Origin of the sequence: Pseudomonas cedrina subsp. cedrina, from assembly GCF_001983175.1 — a bacterium.
GTDB classification, from domain to species: Bacteria; Pseudomonadota; Gammaproteobacteria; order Pseudomonadales; family Pseudomonadaceae; genus Aquipseudomonas; species Aquipseudomonas cedrina.
In genome coordinates this window covers 320,071-338,668 of the sequence record NZ_MNPW01000008.1, presented here as the reverse complement: position 1 = coordinate 338,668, position 18,598 = coordinate 320,071, and the positions used below count along the sequence as shown (strand labels likewise).

General features: G+C 60.0%; 14 protein-coding genes. 9 read left to right on the top strand and 5 right to left on the bottom strand.

The genetic code is table 11. The features are described from left to right. The first annotated feature begins 293 nt into the window (after positions 1 to 293). The 9 genes from BLL36_RS18950 (at position 294) to BLL36_RS18910 (ending at position 13,106) form a co-directional block, all read left to right on the top strand. Positions 294 to 1,697 carry a polynucleotide adenylyltransferase PcnB gene (locus tag BLL36_RS18950; RefSeq protein ID WP_076952852.1) on the top strand — a complete coding sequence of 468 codons (1,404 nt, stop codon included), beginning with the start codon at positions 294 to 296 and terminating at the stop codon, positions 1,695 to 1,697. A 2-nt stretch (positions 1,698 to 1,699) separates the two neighbouring features. Continuing rightward, on the top strand, positions 1,700 to 2,185 hold the full coding sequence (gene folK / locus BLL36_RS18945; protein ID WP_076952851.1) for a 2-amino-4-hydroxy-6-hydroxymethyldihydropteridine diphosphokinase: 486 nt from the start codon (positions 1,700 to 1,702) through the stop codon (positions 2,183 to 2,185). Positions 2,186 to 2,549: 364 nt separating this feature from the next. Beyond that, positions 2,550 to 3,350: a 3-methyl-2-oxobutanoate hydroxymethyltransferase gene (gene panB, locus BLL36_RS18940; protein ID WP_076952850.1), complete on the top strand. Its 801-nt coding sequence runs from the start codon at positions 2,550 to 2,552 to the stop codon at positions 3,348 to 3,350. Next, positions 3,347 to 4,198, top strand: coding sequence for a pantoate--beta-alanine ligase (gene panC, locus BLL36_RS18935; protein ID WP_076952849.1), 852 nt, complete (start codon positions 3,347 to 3,349; stop codon positions 4,196 to 4,198). The genes panB and panC overlap by 4 nt, the downstream gene beginning before the upstream one ends. A 225-nt stretch (positions 4,199 to 4,423) precedes the next feature. Continuing rightward, positions 4,424 to 6,088 carry a glucose-6-phosphate isomerase gene (gene pgi, locus BLL36_RS18930; RefSeq protein ID WP_076952848.1) on the top strand — a complete coding sequence of 555 codons (1,665 nt, stop codon included), beginning with the start codon at positions 4,424 to 4,426 and terminating at the stop codon, positions 6,086 to 6,088. Positions 6,089 to 6,193: 105 nt separating this feature from the next. Continuing rightward, positions 6,194 to 8,131 (top strand): acetate--CoA ligase, encoded by a 1,938-nt coding sequence (gene acs, locus BLL36_RS18925; RefSeq protein WP_076952847.1) that lies wholly within the window; start codon positions 6,194 to 6,196, stop codon positions 8,129 to 8,131. Between the two features lie 16 nt (positions 8,132 to 8,147). Then, complete coding sequence (locus BLL36_RS18920; protein ID WP_076952846.1) at positions 8,148 to 9,017, top strand: oxygenase MpaB family protein; 870 nt, start codon at positions 8,148 to 8,150, stop codon at positions 9,015 to 9,017. Between the two features lie 66 nt (positions 9,018 to 9,083). After that, positions 9,084 to 10,100, top strand: a complete 1,017-nt coding sequence (locus BLL36_RS18915) for a class I SAM-dependent rRNA methyltransferase (RefSeq protein ID WP_076952845.1) — start codon at positions 9,084 to 9,086, stop codon at positions 10,098 to 10,100. Positions 10,101 to 10,187: 87 nt separating this feature from the next. Continuing rightward, the gene (locus BLL36_RS18910; RefSeq protein WP_076952844.1) at positions 10,188 to 13,106 is read left to right on the top strand and encodes a DUF748 domain-containing protein; all 2,919 of its coding nucleotides are present in this window, start codon (positions 10,188 to 10,190) and stop codon (positions 13,104 to 13,106) included. A gap of 290 nt (positions 13,107 to 13,396) precedes the next feature. Here BLL36_RS18910 and BLL36_RS18905 read toward each other — a convergent pair whose 3' ends face one another. From BLL36_RS18905 to rbfA, 5 genes are all read right to left on the bottom strand, one after another. Beyond that, positions 13,397 to 14,017 carry a BON domain-containing protein gene (locus tag BLL36_RS18905; RefSeq protein ID WP_076952843.1) on the bottom strand — a complete coding sequence of 207 codons (621 nt, stop codon included), beginning with the start codon at positions 14,015 to 14,017 and terminating at the stop codon, positions 13,397 to 13,399. A 297-nt stretch (positions 14,018 to 14,314) separates the two neighbouring features. Continuing rightward, positions 14,315 to 16,420, bottom strand: coding sequence for a polyribonucleotide nucleotidyltransferase (gene pnp / locus BLL36_RS18900; protein WP_076952842.1), 2,106 nt, complete (start codon positions 16,418 to 16,420; stop codon positions 14,315 to 14,317). Between the two features lie 194 nt (positions 16,421 to 16,614). Further along, positions 16,615 to 16,884: a 30S ribosomal protein S15 gene (gene rpsO / locus BLL36_RS18895; protein ID WP_003176135.1), complete on the bottom strand. Its 270-nt coding sequence runs from the start codon at positions 16,882 to 16,884 to the stop codon at positions 16,615 to 16,617. 262 nt (positions 16,885 to 17,146) lie between these two features. Beyond that, positions 17,147 to 18,064 (bottom strand): tRNA pseudouridine(55) synthase TruB, encoded by a 918-nt coding sequence (gene truB, locus BLL36_RS18890; RefSeq protein WP_076952841.1) that lies wholly within the window; start codon positions 18,062 to 18,064, stop codon positions 17,147 to 17,149. A 3-nt stretch (positions 18,065 to 18,067) separates the two neighbouring features. Further along, complete coding sequence (rbfA, locus tag BLL36_RS18885; protein ID WP_057725021.1) at positions 18,068 to 18,463, bottom strand: 30S ribosome-binding factor RbfA; 396 nt, start codon at positions 18,461 to 18,463, stop codon at positions 18,068 to 18,070. Positions 18,464 to 18,598: the final 135 nt, after the last annotated feature.

Below are 18,598 nucleotides of genomic sequence, written 5' to 3'. Positions count from 1 at the left end.
TTGCTCTTGGCTCCCGATTGGGAGTGTCATGAAGGTGAAGCTTCATGGCGAGGGCGATCAACAAAAACAAGAAGCCCGCAACCCATAATAAAAATAGAGCACGCAACTACTTCTGGGGGAGCTTCGGCTCCCCTTGTAGTTTCCGCTGTTTCGCGCCGTTTTGATGCTCAAACGCTTTTGACGCAAGGCTCGCAGCTTGTTCCTACACCATCCCCCGACTAAATGCTAGAATCCCGGCCCATCATGCGGTCATTCTTCGTTATGGCCGAACATTCCTTCAAACAGTGCATCCCATGCTGAAGAAGTTGTTCCAGTCATTCCGTTCTCCCTTGCGTCGTACGCAACACATTCGCAGCACGCCTGAAGTGCTTAACAGCAATCAGCATTCATTGCAGCGCGCTCAATTCAGCCGCTATGCGGTGAACATCGTCGAACGTTTGCAGAACGCCGGCTACCAGGCCTATCTGGTGGGTGGCTGCGTACGCGACATGTTGCTCAACATCACGCCCAAGGACTTCGACGTCGCCACCAGTGCCACGCCCGAGCAGATACGCGCCGAGTTTCGTAACGCGCGGATCATCGGCCGCCGTTTCAAGCTGGTGCATATCCACTTCGGTCGCGAAATCATCGAGGTCGCGACGTTCCGCGCCGGCCACCCGCAAAACGATGAAGAGGAAGACACCAACCAGTCTTCCCGCAACGAGAGCGGACGTATCCTGCGCGACAACGTCTACGGCACCTTGGAAGAAGACGCGCAACGCCGCGACTTCACCATCAACGCCCTGTACTACGACCCGGTCAGCGAGCGCATTCTCGATTACGCCAATGGCGTGCACGATATTCGCAACCATCTGATCCGCCTGATCGGCGATCCGGTCAAGCGTTACCAGGAAGACCCGGTGCGCATGCTGCGTGCGGTGCGTTTTGCCGCCAAGCTGAATTTCGGTATCGAGAAACACACCGCTGCGCCGATCCGCGAGCTGGCACCGATGCTGCGGGAAATTCCCTCGGCGCGCCTGTTCGAAGAAGTGCTCAAGCTGTTCCTTTCGGGCTATGCCGCCGACACCTTCGAAATGCTCGTCGACCTGCAATTGTTCGACCCGCTGTTCCCGGCCAGTGCCGAGGCGCTGGAATACAACCCGACCTATACCCATACGCTGATCAGCGAAGCGCTGATTAACACGGACCTGCGCATCAAGCAGAACAAGCCGGTAACCCCGGCGTTCCTGTTTGCCGCCCTGTTGTGGCCCGCCTTGCCGAAGCGCGTATTGCGCCTGCAAGACCGTGGCATGCCGCCGATTCCGGCCATGCAGGAAGCCGCGCACGAGCTGATCGCCGAGCAGTGCCAACGCATTGCAATTCCTAAACGTTTCACCATGCCGATCCGCGAGATCTGGGACATGCAGGAGCGCCTGCCGCGCCGCAGCGGCAAGCGTGCCGACCTGTTGCTCGATAATCCGCGTTTCCGCGCCGGCTATGACTTCCTGTTGCTGCGTGAAAGCGCCGGCGAGGCGACTGACGGCCTAGGTGAATGGTGGACCGACTACCAGGACGCCAATGACAGCGAGCGCCGCGACATGATTCGCGACCTCGCCGGCAAAGGCGATGGCGTTGGCGAGGGGCCGAAGAAGCGCCGTCGCAGTGGCACCAAACGCAAACGCAGCGCCGCTGACGCGTCGGGCGCCGCAGGCGACTAAACGTGGAACGTATCTACATCGGCATGGGCAGCAACCTCGCGGCCCCGGACAAGCAATTGCGCAGTGCTATCGAGGCACTGGCGCGATTGCCTGGCACCACCCTCGCTGGCGTCTCCGCCTTCTATCAAAGTGATTCCCTGCTCCCGGGCCAGCCGCGCTACACCAACGCGGTTGCCGCCTTGGACAGCAGCCTTGCGCCCCTGGAGCTGCTGGATGCGCTGCAAGCCATCGAGAACGATCAAGGCCGCGAACGCCTTGAGCGTTGGGGCCCACGCACCCTCGACCTTGACATCCTGCTGTTCGGGGATCGCCTGATCGACGAGCCGCGCTTGAAGGTGCCGCACTATCAGATGCACCTAAGGGCGTTTGTGCTTTACCCGTTGGCTGAACTGGCGCCCGCAGCACTGCAATTGCCCGACGGTCAAACGCTCAGCAACTTGCTCGCCGCCTGCCCGTTTGCCGGCTTGGAACGGCTTCCCCAAGGCTGACCCGGTCAATGTGGGAGCTGGCTTGCCTGCGATGCAAGCAACTCGGTCTTTCAGTGAGACCGAGGGGATGCTATCGCAGGCAAGCCAGCTCCCACATTTTGATCTCATGCCACTCGAAACGGCTTGCCAGGTGCTGAATCGCATCAGTAACAGCGGTAACACCGCCCTCGTAACAATGCGGTAACACATCCAATTGACTTCCCGTGTCCTCCTCACGACTATAGGCGTCCCGCTGCCGCCAACCCGGCGCTTAAGGGCGCAATCCAGGCCTTATAAGCACTGCTCTCAAGACAGTGCGCCTGTATAAACGAAGACTCACGCGCGTTACTCGCTGTTTCCAAGCGCCTGAACGAGGACCCTTTTCATGCCAGACATTACCCTGACCACCTTGCAGAGCCTCAAGCTCAAAGGTGAAAAAATCACCATGCTGACCTGCTATGACGCCACCTTTGCCCACGCCAGTTGCCAGGCCGGGGTCGAAGTGTTGCTGGTGGGTGACTCCCTGGGCATGGTGCTTCAAGGGAATGACAGCACACTGCCCGTGACCACCGATGAACTTGCCTACCACACCGCCAGCGTCAAGCGCGGTAACGATGGCGCCTTCATCATCGCCGACATGCCGTTCATGGGTTACGCCACACTCGAACAGACGTTCCAGAATGCCGGCAAGCTGATGCAAGCCGGTGCGCACATGATCAAAGTGGAAGGCGCCGTATGGCTGGCCGAATCGATCCGCCTGCTGGCGGAGCGCGGCGTGCCGGTATGCGCGCACATGGGCCTGACGCCGCAGTCGGTCAACCTCCTCGGCGGCTACAAGGTACAAGGCCGCAATGAAGCCCAGGCGCGCCAGATGCGTGCCGACGCCATCGCCCTGGAGCAAGCGGGCGCAGCGATGATCCTGCTCGAATGCGTGCCCAGCGAACTGGCGGCCGAAATCACCCAGGCCGTTAAAGTGCCGGTGATCGGGATTGGCGCGGGATCGGCCACCGATGGTCAAGTGCTGGTGCTGCACGACATGCTCGGCCTGTCGATCAGCGGCCGCGTGCCCAAATTCGTGAAGAATTTCATGGCCGGCCAAACCAGTATCCACGACGCATTGAGCGCCTACGTGGCTGAAGTCAAAGGCGTGACCTTTCCAGGCGCCGAACACGGATTCTCCGCATGAACACCGTTAAAACCGTACGTGAACTACGGGCTGCCGTAACCCATGCCCGTAGCGCCGGCAAGCGCATCGGCTTCGTACCCACCATGGGCAACCTGCACAGCGGCCATGCCACCCTGGTGACCAAGGCTGCCCAGCAGGCGGATTTCGTCGTCGCCAGCATCTTCGTCAACCCGCTGCAGTTCGGCGCCGGCGAAGACCTGGACACATACCCGCGCACCTTGGCTGCCGACCAGGAAAAGCTGCTGCAAGCCGGCTGCAACCTGCTGTTCGCGCCCACCGTCGAGGAAATGTACCCCGGCGGCACCACCGGCCAGACCCGTGTCAGCGTGCCGCAGCTGTCTGAAGGCCTGTGCGGCGCCAGCCGTCCGGGGCACTTCGAAGGCGTGGCGACGGTGGTCAGCAAGCTGTTCAACATGGTCCAGCCGGACATGGCGGTGTTTGGCCAGAAGGACTATCAGCAACTGGCGGTGATCCGCGCCATGGTCCAAGACCTGAACATGCCGATCCAGATCATCGGCGAGCCCACCGTGCGCGCCGACGACGGCCTCGCGCTGTCATCACGCAACGGCTACCTCACCGACGAGCAACGCGCCATCGCGCCGGTGCTGTACCGCTGCCTCAGCCAGATTGGCGCGGCGATCAAAGCCGGTGAGCGTGACTTTGCCAGGCTGCACGCCGAGCAGGTCGGGCAGATCGAAGCCGCCGGGCTGCGCCTGGACTACCTCGAAGTACGCCAGGGCGTACACCTGCGCCCGGCCACGGCCGAGGACCGCGATATCGTGATCCTGGTCGCGGCGTACCTGGGCGCCACCCGCCTCATCGACAACCTGCACCTGACCCTCGACTGAGCCCCTCCCGTCGCGGTTCTCGTTGCTCTTCTCGTTGCGCCGGTATAAAAAAGTACCGGCCACAGCGCAGACAAAGCCAAGACATATCGACACGCTAGGTTTAATGTAATCGCCCTGCGCTATGGTTAGCGCTGTCCGGAACCCATTGCCTGATGAAAATTTGGACGTTCCGGACCCAGAAGTGTCCTAAAGGCAGTCCCCGTAATAAAAAGGAAACCCGCAGCGATGGCGTACTACCGCACTCCTCATGACGTTACCGCTCTGCCCGCCTGGCAAGCGCTCAATCAACATCGCCAAGCCATGCAGGATTTCAGCATGCGCGAAGCGTTCAATGCCGATCCGCAGCGTTTTTCACAGTTCACCTTGAGCAGCTGCGGACTTTTCCTCGATTACTCCAAAAACCTGATTACCGGCGAAACCCGTGACCTGCTGGTGGCGCTGGCCAAGGAAGTCGACCTCAAGGCGGCGATCGACGCGCTGTACAACGGCGAACCCGTCAACTCTTCCGAACACCGCCCAGCCCTGCACACTGCGCTGCGCCGCCCTGTGGGTGACAAGTTGTCGGTCAACGGCGTGAACATCATGCCGGACGTGCACAAGGTGCTGAACCAGATGACCGACCTGGTCGGGCGCATCCATGACGGCCTGTGGCGTGGCTACACCGAGAAGCCGATCACCGACGTAGTGAATATCGGTATCGGTGGCTCGTTCCTCGGCCCGGAGCTGGTCTCCGAAGCGCTGCTGTCCTACGCCCACAAAGGCGTGCGCTGCCATTACCTGGCAAACATCGACGGCAGCGAGTTCCATGAACTGACCATGAAGCTGCGCGCCGAGACCACGCTGTTTATCGTCTCGTCGAAATCCTTCAACACCCTGGAAACCCTGAAGAACGCCCAGGCCGCCCGCGCCTGGTACCTGGCCCAGGGTGGCTCGGAAGCCGAGCTGTACCGGCACTTCATCGCCGTATCGAGCAATAACGCGGCAGCGGTTGCCTTCGGCATCCGCGAAGAGAACATCTTCCCGATGTGGGACTGGGTCGGCGGGCGTTACTCGCTGTGGTCGGCCATTGGCTTGCCAATCGCCCTGGCCATCGGCATGTCCAACTTCAAGGAACTGCTGTCCGGCGCCTACACCATGGACCAGCATTTCCAGAACGCGCCGTTCGAACAGAACATGCCGGTACTGCTGGGCCTGCTGGGCGTGTGGTACGGCAACTTCTGGGGTGCGCAGAGCCATGCGATCCTGCCGTACGACCACTACCTGCGTAACATCACCAAGCACTTGCAACAGTTGGACATGGAATCCAACGGCAAGAGCGTGCGCCAGGACGGTACGCCGGTGGGCACCGATACCGGCCCGGTGATCTGGGGCGGCGTGGGCTGCAACGGTCAGCATGCCTACCACCAGTTGCTGCACCAGGGGACCCAACTGATCCCGGCTGACTTCATTGTGCCGATCGTCAGCTTCAACCCGGTGTCCGACCACCATCAATGGCTGTATGCCAACTGCCTGTCCCAGAGCCAGGCATTGATGCTCGGCAAGACCCGCGGCGAAGCCGAAGCCGAGCTGCGCGACAAGGGCATCCCGGAAGAAGACGTGCAGAAACTCGCGCCGCACAAGGTGATTCCGGGCAACCGTCCGAGTAACACCCTGGTGGTCGAGCGCATCAGCCCGCGTCGCTTGGGCGCGCTGGTCGCCATGTATGAGCACAAAGTGTTCGTGCAGAGCGTGATCTGGGGTATCAACGCCTTCGACCAATGGGGTGTGGAACTCGGTAAAGAGCTGGGCAAGGGCGTCTACAACCGCCTGACCGGTGCCGAGGAAACCGTGGCCGACGATGCGTCGACCCAGGGCCTGATCAACTACTTCCGTGGTCGTCACCGCGGCTGATCCAGGTTTTGCAGGGCCAACGTCCGTTTGGAGGTTGGCCTTGAACCCTCCCCTTACAGGGTGCATCTTTATGACTTGTCGCAAAAACAAGAATAAGGATCGCTCATGTTCGATATCAGCACGTTTCCCACCGCCGATGCCGTCCGCCGGGCTGCGCAACTCAGTCAAGAGGACTATCAGCGCCTCTACCGCCAATCCATCGAACAGCCGGACACGTTCTGGGCTGAACAGGCCAAGGGCTTTCTCGACTGGATTACCCCCTGGCACAGCGTTCATCGCTCAGACATCCACACCGGCGCCGCCCAATGGTTTGCCGGCGGTCAGCTGAACGTCAGCTACAACTGCATCGACCGTCACCTGGCGCAACGCGCCGATCAACCGGCCCTCATCTGGGAAGGCGATGATCCGACAAAATCCTCCAACATCACCTACCGCCAACTGCACCAGAACGTAAGCCGCCTGGCCAATGTGCTGAAAAGCCGTGGCGTAAAGAAAGGCGATCGGGTGTGCATCTACATGCCGATGATCCCGGAAGCCGCCTACGCCATGCTGGCCTGCACACGCATTGGCGCGGTGCACTCGGTGGTATTTGGCGGGTTCTCGCCGGATGCCCTGCGCGACCGGATCCTCGATGCCGACTGCCGCACCGTCATCACCGCCGATCAGGGCGTGCGCGGCGGCAAGCCGGTGGCGCTGAAACAGAATGTCGACAAGGCGCTGGCCTGTTGCCCCGATGTCAGCACGGTGCTGGTGGTTGAACGCACCGGTGCCATCGTCAATTGGAGCGAAGGCCGCGATCTCAAGTATCAACAGGCCCTCGACGCCGCCAGCGACGATTGCCCACCCGAGCCGATGGACGCCGAAGACCCGCTGTTCATCCTCTACACCTCCGGCAGCACCGGCAAACCCAAAGGCGTGCTGCACAGCACCGGCGGCTACCTGCTGCAAGCGGCCATGACGTTCAAATACGTACTCGACTACCGCGACGGCGAAGTGTTCTGGTGCACCGCCGATGTGGGCTGGGTCACCGGCCATAGCTACATCGTCTACGGTCCGCTGGCCAACGGCGCGACCTCACTGATGTTCGAAGGTGTGCCGAGCTACCCGGACAGCTCGCGCTTCTGGCAGGTGATTGACAAGCACAAGGTCAATATCTTCTACACCGCGCCCACGGCCTTGCGCGCATTGATGCGTGAGGGCCATGGCCCACTGGAAAATACGTCCCGCGCCAGCCTGCGCTTGCTCGGCAGCGTGGGCGAGCCGATCAACCCGGAAGCCTGGGACTGGTACTTCAATGCAGTTGGCGAACAGCGCTGCCCGATCGTGGACACCTGGTGGCAGACCGAGACCGGCGGCATCATGCTCAGCCCATTGGTGAGCGCCCAGCGGATCAAGCCCGGCTGCGCAACCCAGCCGATGTTCGGCGTGCAGCCCGTATTGCTCGACGAGCAAGGCAAGGAAATCAGTGGCGCCGGCAACGGCGTGCTGGCGATCAAGGCCAGTTGGCCGGGGCAAATCCGCAGCGTGTACGGCGATCCGCAGCGCATGGTCGACACCTATTTCAAACCCTACCCCGGTTATTACTTCACCGGTGACGGCGCGCGGCGCGATGAGGACGGCGATTACTGGATCACCGGGCGCATCGACGATGTGATCAACGTCTCCGGCCACCGCATCGGCACCGCCGAGGTGGAAAGTGCCCTGGTGCTGCACGACCAAGTGGCCGAAGCCGCCGTGGTGGGCTATCCCCATGACGTCAAAGGCCAGGGCATCTATGCCTTTGTCACCCCCATGAATGGCGTAGAGCCCAGCGACGCGCTGAAAAAGCACCTGCTGGAATTGGTCAGCAAGGAAATCGGCAGCTTTGCCAAGCCGGAACTGATCCAATGGGCACCGGCCTTGCCGAAAACCCGTTCCGGCAAGATCATGCGCAGGATTCTGCGCAAGATCGCCTGCAACGAACTCGACAGCCTCGGTGATACCTCGACGCTGGCCGACCCCAGCGTTGTAGAGGGCCTGATCGACAAACGCCTGAACCGATAGGAACCCCTGAGTCGCCATGGAATTTATCCGCAGCCGTATCGAAACCCAGTTGCTGAGCCTGACCGGCCTGGCGCTGGGCCAGCTGGACCTGGAAAACCCCAAGGGCGACCCGGGCCTGTTCGGGCCGGACTCGGTGAGCTGGCAAGTCCATGGTGATTTCAGCAGCATGCTCATTGGCGGCATCAGTGCCTTGATGCTGCAAGCCTTGCACCCATTGGCCCTGGCCGGCGTGTGGGACCATTCGAATTTTCGCCAGGACATGCTCGGGCGCTTGCGGCGTACCTCGCAGTTCATCTCGGGCACCACCTTTGGCTCGCGCAAAGACGCCGAATGGCTGATCGAAAAGGTCCGCACCATTCACCTGCAGGTGGTAGGGCATGCGCCGGACGGGCGGCCTTATGCAGCCAGCGACCCGGACCTGCTGACCTGGGTGCATGTGGCGGAAGTCAGCAACTTCCTGGCCGCGCATTTGCGCTACCGTAACCCGCACCTTTCTGGCCCGGACCAGGACCGCTACTACAGTGAAATTGCGTTGGTGGCGGAACGCCTGGGCGCGCTGAATGTTCCGCGTTCCCGCCAGGAAATTTCGGATTACATGGCCCGCATCCGCCCGCAATTGCTGTGCGACGACCGAAGCCGCGAAGTGCTGCGTTTGCTGCTCAACGCGCCCGCCCCCAGCCTGCTGGCCAAACCCTTCGGCAGCTTGATGATGCAGGCCGGGATCGACTTGCTGCCGGATTGGGCCAGCGCCATGCTCCAGCAACACCAGAGCCCGCTGCAGCGCCAGATGGTCCGCGCCGGGGTCAAGCGCAGTGCGCCGATGCTGCGTTGGGCGATGCGCAACGGTTCGGTGCAACGCGCCCATCGGCGGATGGGGTTGATGTAGGCGACGTCGCATAGCTGCTAAACTCCGCGCCCTCATTGCCATCCATCACTTAGCCAGGCGCGCTCCATGTCTTCCTTGAATCAGGCGCTGCGCGCCGCCCTCGACCATCGCCAAGACCTGATCGGCGAGTTGCACGCCCAGGGCACCGACTGCTACCGGCTGTTCCATGGCAGCCAGGAAGGCGCCGGCGGCCTGACCATCGACCGCTATGGCCCGCAATTGTTGGTACAGAGCTTCCACAATGCCCTGGAAAGCGCAGACCTGCTGGCCCTGCATCAGCAGGTCAACCAGCATTTGGGCCTGGAACTGCTGCTGGTGTACAACGACCGCTCCCGTGGCAATTCGCGCATCGACCGCGAAGACACGGTATACCGCGCCGAACCCGCGGCGCTGGACGATCTGATTGGCCACGAATGGGGCCTCAATTACCGCGTGCGCGGGCGGCATGCGGGGCAAGACCCGCTTCTCTTTCTGGATCTGCGTAACACGCGGGGTTGGGTCAAGGCACACAGCGCCGGCAAAAGCGTGCTGAACTTGTTCGCCTACACCTGCGGCGTGGGCCTGAGCGCTGCCGCCGGGGGGGCCCGCGAGGTATGCAACCTGGATTTTGCCGAGGGCAACCTGGCGATCGGCCGCGAAAATGGCCTGCTGAACCCGCAGTTGCCGACCATGCAATTCGTGCAGTCCGACTACTTTCCGGCGATCCGCCAACTGGCCGGTCTGCCGATCACCCAGCGGCGCGGGCAAAAGCTGCCCAGTTATCCACGCCTGGAGCAGCGCCAATACGACTTGGTGCTGCTCGACCCTCCGGCCTGGGCCAAAAGCGCGTTCGGCACCGTCGACCTGCTGCGCGACTACCAGAGCCTGCTCAAGCCGGCGCTGCTTGCCACCGCCAACAATGGCGTGCTGATCTGCTGCAACAACCTGGCGAAAGTCAGTATGGAGGATTGGCGTGAGCAGGTGCTGCGCTGTGCGGAAAAAGCCGGGCGCCCGGTGCGTAACTGGGAAATCATGACGCCTGGCGCGGACTTTCCCTCGCAGGATCAACAGCCTCCTTTGAAAACCTTGATACTTCAGCTGTAAGAGGTTTCCCAAAGGCCCAGCGCTTCGGAACCGAAAAGCCGTGCCATACTCCAAGGCACTCCTGTTTGACATAGATGGCGCCGCCCCATGCCCAAAGGATTGATCCGCGCCGCTGGCGCTTTGTTGACTGCCCTTGCCCTGTATAGCCTGCTGGGCTTTTTGATTCTCCCCGGTATCGCGCTTCGCATTGCCAACCAGCAACTGGCCAATTACGCCACGGTGCCGGCGCGGATCGAGCGGATCGAGCTAAACCCGTTCAGCCTGGAAGTGACGGCATGGGGGCTGAAAATCGGTGAGCCCGGCAAGGAACAGGTGGGTTTCGAGCGTCTCTACGCCAACCTGCAGATCGACAGCCTATGGACCCGCGCCCTGCACCTGGCTGACGTACAACTGGACAAGCCCAAGACCGAGCTGCTGTTCAACAAGTCCGGCCAGCTGAACCTGGCGCAGCTGTTCAAGCTGCCACCCAGCGAGCCAACCCCGGCCGATCCTGATGCCAAACCGTTTCCGTTGCGTATCGACAGCATCAAGCTGGCGGGCGGCTATGTGCACTTCCAGGACTTGCGCCCGAGCGAGCCCATCGAATTCCTTTATGACACCCTCGACTTCGAACTGAAAAACCTCAGTACCCTGCCGGAAGACAATGCCGACATGACGCTGGTGGCAGCCGGGCCTGAAGGCGGGCAGATCGACTGGAAAGGCAACTTCAGCCTGGTGCCGATCACCTCCGAAGGCACCTTGAAGGTCACCGATGGCAAGATGAAAGCCTGGTGGCCCTATGTACGCGACGCGCTGCCCCTGGTGCTGGAAGATGGTGTGCTCAACTTCAGCACTGAATATAAGTTCAGCCTGGCCAAGGAGACCGAGCTGAACCTGACCAACACCGCCGCCAGCATTGCGCCCTTTGCCATGAAGGCACCGGACGGTCGTCCATTGGTACGCCTGGAACGCCTGGATATCAGCGAGACCACAGTGGACCTGGCCAAGCAGCAGGTGGTGGTTGGCAAGATCCGCAGCAACAAACTGGAAACCTGGGCGGCCCTTGAGGCCGACGGCCAACTGGATTGGCAAAAACTGTTCGCCAGCCAACCCAACAAACCCGCCAAGGCGCCGGAACCCACCACCGCGCCAGCCACTGCCGACTCGCCAAAAGCTGAACCCGCCGCACCAGGCAAGCCCTGGCAAGTGCTGCTCAAGGATGTGCAACTGCGTAACTATCAGGTGCACCTGGCAGACCGCCGGGCCAAGCCTGCGGTCGCGCTGGAACTGGGCCCGTTGAATGTCGATGTGCAGAATTTCGATAGCCTCAACCAGAGCCCCTTCACCTTGAAGGTCGACACGGGCCTGGGCAAGCAAGGCAAGCTCCAGGCGAGCGGCGCGGTCAACCTCAACCCGGTCAGCGCCAAGCTGAAGGTGAATACCCAGGACATCGACCTGCGGGTTGCCCAGTCCTATATCAGCCCCTTCATCCGCCTGGAACTGCGCAGCGGCATGCTCGGCAGCAATCTCGATGTCGACCTGAAAAGCACTGATCCTTTGAAGCTGCAGATCACGGGACGGGCGCAGGTCGACCAGTTGCATACGCTGGACACCCTCAAGACCCGCGACTTCGTCAAATGGCAGCGACTGGTGCTCGAAGGCGTCAACTACCAGCACGGCGATAGCCTGTCGATCGACAAGGTCAACCTGCTGCAGCCCTATGCGCGCTTCATGATCAACGATGACCGTACCACCAACGTCGATGACCTGTTGATCCCTCAACCGGCCGACAAAAGCGCCAAGCCTGCCAGCAAGGAAAAGCCCCTGGGCATCCGTATCGGGCAGATCGCGATCAACGACGGTTCGGCCAACTTTGCCGACTTCAGCCTTACACCAAACTTCGCCACCGCCATTCAACAGCTCAACGGGCAGATCGGCACGATTGATAGCCGCCAGGCCAAACCGGCTAGCGTTGATATCAAGGGCAAGGTCGACCGCTATGCGCCGGTTACCATCAAAGGCAGCGTGAACCCGTTCGATCCCATGGCGGCGCTGGACATTGCCACCAGTTTCAAACGTGTCGAACTGACCACCCTGACCCCCTATTCCGGCAAGTTCGCCGGGTTCCGTATCCGCAAGGGACGCTTGAACCTCGACCTGCACTATGTGATTACCAAGGGCCAGTTGAAGGCCGAGAACAAAGTGGTGGTCGAGCAATTGCAACTGGGTGAGAAAGTCGACAGCGCCGATGCGGTGGACTTGCCGATTCGCCTGGCAGTCGCGCTGCTCAAGGATTCGAATGGCAAGATCACCCTTGAGTTGCCCGTGACAGGCGACCTGAATAACCCGCAATTCAGCGTAATGCCGATTGTATGGCAGACCCTGCGTAATCTGGTGGTGCGCGCGGCAACGGCGCCCTTCAAGTTCATAGGCGGGCTGGTGACCGGCGGGGGCTCGGAAGACCTCGGTAGTGTGTCGTTTGCCGCAGGCTCCAGCGAGTTGAACAAGGACGCCGAGGGCGCCTTGAACACCCTGGCCAAGGCCTTGAAAGAACGTCCAGCACTGCGCCTGGAAATCGAAGGCACTGCCGCCGCCAGCAGCGATGGCCCGTTCCTCGCTGCACAGCGACTGGAACGTGAATACCAATACAACTACTACAAGATCCTCCAGCGACGTGGCGACAAGGTGCCCGCCCAGGCGTCGCTGCTTGTCGTACCCGAAAAAGAAAAGGCGCCCTTGCTCGAAGGCATCTACCGCACCCGCCTGAAACAACAACCGCCGGCCGAGTGGAAGGACCTGAGCAGCGACGAACGCAGTGCGAGGCTTCGTGACGGCGTGATCAAGTTCTGGAGCGCCAGTGATGTGTTACTGCGCCAACTGGGCCAGGACCGGGCCAGCACCATCAAGGATTACCTGGTGGATAAAGGCCAGTTGGAGGATGACCGGGTGTACTTCATTGATGCGCAGTTGGGGCAGGCTGAAAAAGATGGTCGGGTGGTCACGCCGATGCATCTGGATGCCGAGTAACTACGAGCGATGCTTGTCCAAATGTGGGAGCTGGCTTGCCTGCGATGCAGACACCTCGGTCAATCAGCTGAACTGAGGTGATGCTTTCGCAGGCAAGCCAGCTCCCACATTGATCTTTGTCGGTCTCAAGACTTCGAGCCAAGCCCACAATAGAACAGGCCCCGACACAAGTGCCGGGGCCTGTAATGACCACATCCGTGTGGTCGGTCGCATGAACCTGTGAGGTGCATTGAGTGGATATCTAACTCACTCGTTGCCGCCGCCTTCTAGTTCAGACGAACTGTTGAGCGTTACTCTGCTTTCAGGCCGTCGGCCGATACAGCTTTAACGCCTTTGATCTTCTTGGTGATCGCTACTGCGGTTTCTTTCTGCGCTTCAGTCACGGCAGTAGAGGACGACAGGGAGACAACACCTTTGTTGGTTTCGACTTTAATGTCGGTACCAGGAATACCTTTCTCGGTAACCAAGTCAGCTTTTACTTTGGTGGTGATCCAGGTATCGCTAGTCGCCTCGCCAGCGTTATGGGCTGCGCCTTTGGTTTTGTCGATACCGTCAGCCTTGGTAGCACCGCCAGCCAGCAGGCCGTCAGCGGAAACAGCGGTCACGCCTTTGATTTTTTTGGTGATCGCTACAGCGGTAGCCTTCTGCGCGTTCGAGATGGCTACGTCGGAAGACAGGGAAACCACGCCTTTGTTGGTTTCAACCTTGATGTCCGAACCTGGGATGCCTTTCTCAGTCAGCAGGTCAGCTTTGACTTTGGTGGTGATCCAAGTATCCGAAACGCTTTCCTTAGCCTGGGTGGCTTCGCCGGCCGCCAGAGTCATAGGGGCTTGGGAAGTCTGAGCAAAGGCTACGTTAGCACCCATGGCCAGAGTCAGAGCGGTAGCAGTAGCGAGAGCGAACTTCTTCATACGAGTAACTCCTGTTTTATTAAAAGACCGCAGTACCTAAACCTCGACACTGCAGCGCTAACAGGGATGTTGCAGGCAATGTGCCAAGTCATGCCGCGCAATTAAAACCTTATAAATCAATGCGTTATGAAAATGCGAAATTCCCGGAATCGTGCAACTTGCATGATGCCAATCACCACTGCATGCAAGTTGCGGCTTTTTACCGCTCAGTAAGCACCTGATTTCTCGGCATTTTCCTGAAGCCATAAAAAAAGGACTCCGAAGAGTCCTCTTGTTCAGCGTAACGCTCAGGGGTAATTAAACGCCCGAAGCCTTGGCTGCTGCTACGTCCTTGATGGACAGCTTGATACGGCCGCGGTTGTCCACGTCCAGTACCAGCACTTCCACTTCCTGGCCTTCTTTGAGAATGTCGGTCACTTTCTCAACGCGGGCATCGCTCAGCATGGAGATGTGAACCAGACCGTCCTTGCCCGGCAGGATGTTGACGAATGCGCCGAAGTCGACGATGCGCTCAACCTTACCGACGTAGATCTTGCCGATCTCGGCTTCCGCGGTGATGCCCAGAACGCGCTGGCGGGCAGCTTCTGCAGCTTCCTTGGTCTCGCCGAAGATCTTGATCGAGCCGTCGTCTTCGATGTCGATCGAAGCCTTGGTTTCTTCGCAGATCGCACGGATGGTCGCGCCGCCTTTACCGATGACATCACGGATTTTGTCGGTGTCGATTTTCATCGCGATCATGGTCGGAGCATTTTCCGACAGCTCGGTACGCGACTGACCAATGATCTGGTTCATCTGACCGAGGATGTTCAGGCGCGCTTCCAGGGCTTGGCCCAGGGCGATCTCCATGATCTCTTCGGTGATGCCCTTGATCTTGATGTCCATCTGCAGCGCGGTCACACCTTTGGCGGTACCGGCTACCTTGAAGTCCATGTCGCCGAGGTGATCCTCGTCGCCCAGGATGTCGGTCAGGATGGCGAACTTCTCGCCTTCCTTAACCAGGCCCATGGCGATACCGGCAACCGGTGCCTTCATCGGCACACCGGCGTCCATCAATGCCAGGGAGGCACCGCAGACCGAAGCCATGGAGCTGGAACCGTTGGACTCGGTGATTTCCGACACGACGCGGATGGTGTACGGGAACACGTCGGCAGCCGGCAGCATCGCGGCGATCGAACGACGGGCCAGACGGCCGTGACCGATTTCACGACGACCGGCACCACCCATGCGACCACACTCGCCCACCGAGAACGGAGGGAAGTTGTAGTGCAGCATGAACGGGTCTTTTTTCTCGCCTTCCAGGGTGTCCAGCAGCTGTGCGTCACGGGCGGTGCCCAGGGTCGCGACAACCAGTGCCTGGGTTTCACCACGGGTGAACAGCGCCGAACCGTGAGTCTTCGGCAGAACGCCGACTTCGATGTTCAGCGGACGTACAGTGCGAGTGTCGCGGCCGTCGATACGTGGCTTGCCGTTAACGATGTTTTCGCGAACGGTGCGGTATTCGATTTCACCGAAAGCCGCTTTGACTTCGCTGGAAGAAGGCTGACCTTCCTCACCGGACAGCTTGGCGACGACCTGGTCCTTCAGCTCGCCCAGGCGAGCGTAACGGTCGGCTTTGACGGTGATGGCGTAGGCCTGGGAGATCGCGTCGCCGAACTCGGCGCGGATAGCGGCCAGCAACTCGGTGGCTTCAGGCTGTGGAGCCCAGGTCCAGGTTGGCTTGGCAGCTTCAGCGGCCAGTTCCTTGACGGCGTTGATCACCACCTGGAACTCGTCGTGGGCGAACAGTACGGCGCCCAGCATCTGGTCTTCGGTCAGCTCTTTGGCTTCCGATTCAACCATCAACACGGCTTCCGAGGTACCGGCAACGACCATGTCCAGGCTCGATGCTTTCTGTTGCTCGTAAGTCGGGTTCAGCAAGTAGCCGGTGCTTTCGTGGAAAGCAACGCGGGCAGCGCCGATCGGGCCATCAAAAGGAATGCCGGAGATAGCCAGGGCAGCCGAGGTACCGATCATCGCAGCGATGTCCGGATCGGTCTTCTTGCTGGTGGAAACGACGGTGCAGACAACCTGCACTTCGTTCATGAAGCCTTCTGGGAACAGCGGACGGATCGGACGGTCGATCAGTCGGGAAGTCAGGGTTTCTTTCTCGGAAGGACGGCCTTCGCGCTTGAAGAAACCGCCAGGGATCTTACCGGCAGCGTAAGTCTTTTCCTGGTAGTGAACGGACAGAGGGAAAAAGCCTTTGCTCGGGTCAGCGGTCTTGGCGCCAACAACGGTCACCAATACGGTCACGTCGTCGTCAACGGTAACCAGCACTGCGCCGGAGGCTTGACGGGCGATACGGCCTGTCTCGAGGGTAACGGTCGACTGACCGAACTGGAATTTTTTGATAACCGGGTTCACGGTGTCCTACCTTCTTTGTGGCTCTTGGGGAACTTGTTTTCTTGCGAAATTCTTGGGCAATGTCGGGAATCGGCCCGACCCTCGTCCAGGGTAAAACGTGTATCCAGATAAAACTTGAGGCTGGGAGCCTGCCATGGGCCAGCGGGAATCCCACTGGCACACGGCAGACAACCAACCTCTAGCGCAATCGCTGATTAGCGACGCAGACCCAGGCGACCGATCAGAGCCTGATAACGACCCAGATCCTTGCCTTTCAGGTAGTCCAGCAGCTTACGGCGCTGGTTTACCATGCGGATCAGACCACGACGGGAGTGGTGATCTTTACCGTTGGCCTTGAAGTGACCCTGCAGCTTGTTGATGTTGTGGGTCAGCAGTGCAACTTGCACTTCTGGCGAACCAGTGTCACCAACAGCTTGCTGATAGTCAGCTACGATTTGTGCTTTTTCTTGAACGTCGAGAGCCATGAGGCAATCCTTTTTTTTAAGGAAACCACCCAAAGGGCGGTTTCAACAGGCCAGGGACAAATCCCTGTATCTAAAAATGAGTGTTGACCATGCCTGTTAACAGCCACACTCGTCCCAGTTTGCGTAAAAGCTACTGCGCTCGGTAATCCTGCGTCAAAAACAGGCTCGGAATGCTCATTAACAGCAGTTAACTCCGCTTCCTCGCCTGTTTTTTCCTTGTCTTACCTTCGCTCGCTACGCTTTTACCACAAACTGGTTCCGGTCATTCTGACCGAATCAGTCGACGTGGCGCGATGCGCCCGTCTTCGCTCACTTCACCGATACCGATAAAGCGACCGTTATGATCCTGTACCCGCACCATGCCGAACTTTGGAGCATCCGGGGCACGTACGGGTTGGCCGTTAAGCCAGTAGAACGCGCTGTGCTCCGAAAAGTGAAGCAATGGCCAATCGAGCAAACCGCTGTCCGACGGCATCAGGAAGCGATCAACCGCTTCGTTGCCGCCTTCGGCATGTACCGCTTCGAGCTCTTCCAGCGTGACCGTCTGGGCCAGGGTGAAAGGGCCGGCTTGGGTACGTCGCAGTTCGGCAACGTATGCGCCACAGCCCAGTTGCTCACCAATATCTTCCACCAGGGTACGGATATAGGTGCCTTTACTGCAGTCCACCGCCAATCGGGCAGTGTCGCCCTCACAGGCGAGCAATTCGAGCCGGGCAATAGTAACAGAACGCGGTTCGCGCTCCACTACTTCGCCCGCACGTGCCAGCTTGTAAAGAGGCTGGCCATCACGCTTGAGCGCCGAGTACATCGGCGGTATCTGGCTGATTTGCCCACGAAAACCGGGCAAGGCAGCTTCAATATCGGCACGACCAACGGTCACATCGCGCGCCTGCAGCACATCACCTTCGGCGTCGGCCGTGGTGGTGGTCTTGCCCAACTGCATCAGGGTCTCGTAACCCTTGTCGGAATCAAGCAGGTATTGCGAGAACTTGGTGGCCTCGCCAAAGCACAACGGCAATACGCCGGTGGCCAGGGGATCGAGGCTGCCGGTGTGCCCGGCCTTCTCGGCGTTGAGCAGCCAGCGGACCTTCTGCAACGCGGCATTGGAGGTAAAACCAATGGGCTTGTCGAGCAGAATGATGCCGCTGACGTTGCGACGGATACGTTTGACCTGAGCCACCGCTTACTCCTTGGCGTCTTCAGGTGTCGACGGGTGCTGGCTGTCTTCAGCCACCGCGCGCTCGATCAAAGCCGACAGGTGCGCACCGCGTACGACGCTTTCGTCGTAGTGGAAATGCAACTGGGGCACGCTGCGCAGCTTCATTTCACGGGCCAACTGCATGCGCAGGAAACCCGCGGCAGCGTTGAGCACCTTGATGCTTTGCGCGATTTCTTCGCTGCTGTCCTGCCCCATCACGGTAATGAAAATCTTGGCGTGACCCACGTCACGGCTCACTTCAACCGCAGTGATGGTGACCAGGCCAACACGTGGATCCTTGACTTCGCGACGGATCAGTTGGGCCAGCTCGCGCTGCATCTGATCGCCGATACGCTGGGTACGGCTGTATTCTTTTGCCATGTCTTGTTACCTGTTACTGCCACACGGTGAAACCCGTGGGGTCTGAAAGCGGCAAACGCCCGGCCTGACAAAAGCCAGACCGGGCGTTGCGTTTAGAGTCCGTACACCGCGCGGGGCATCTGCATGCCCACACGC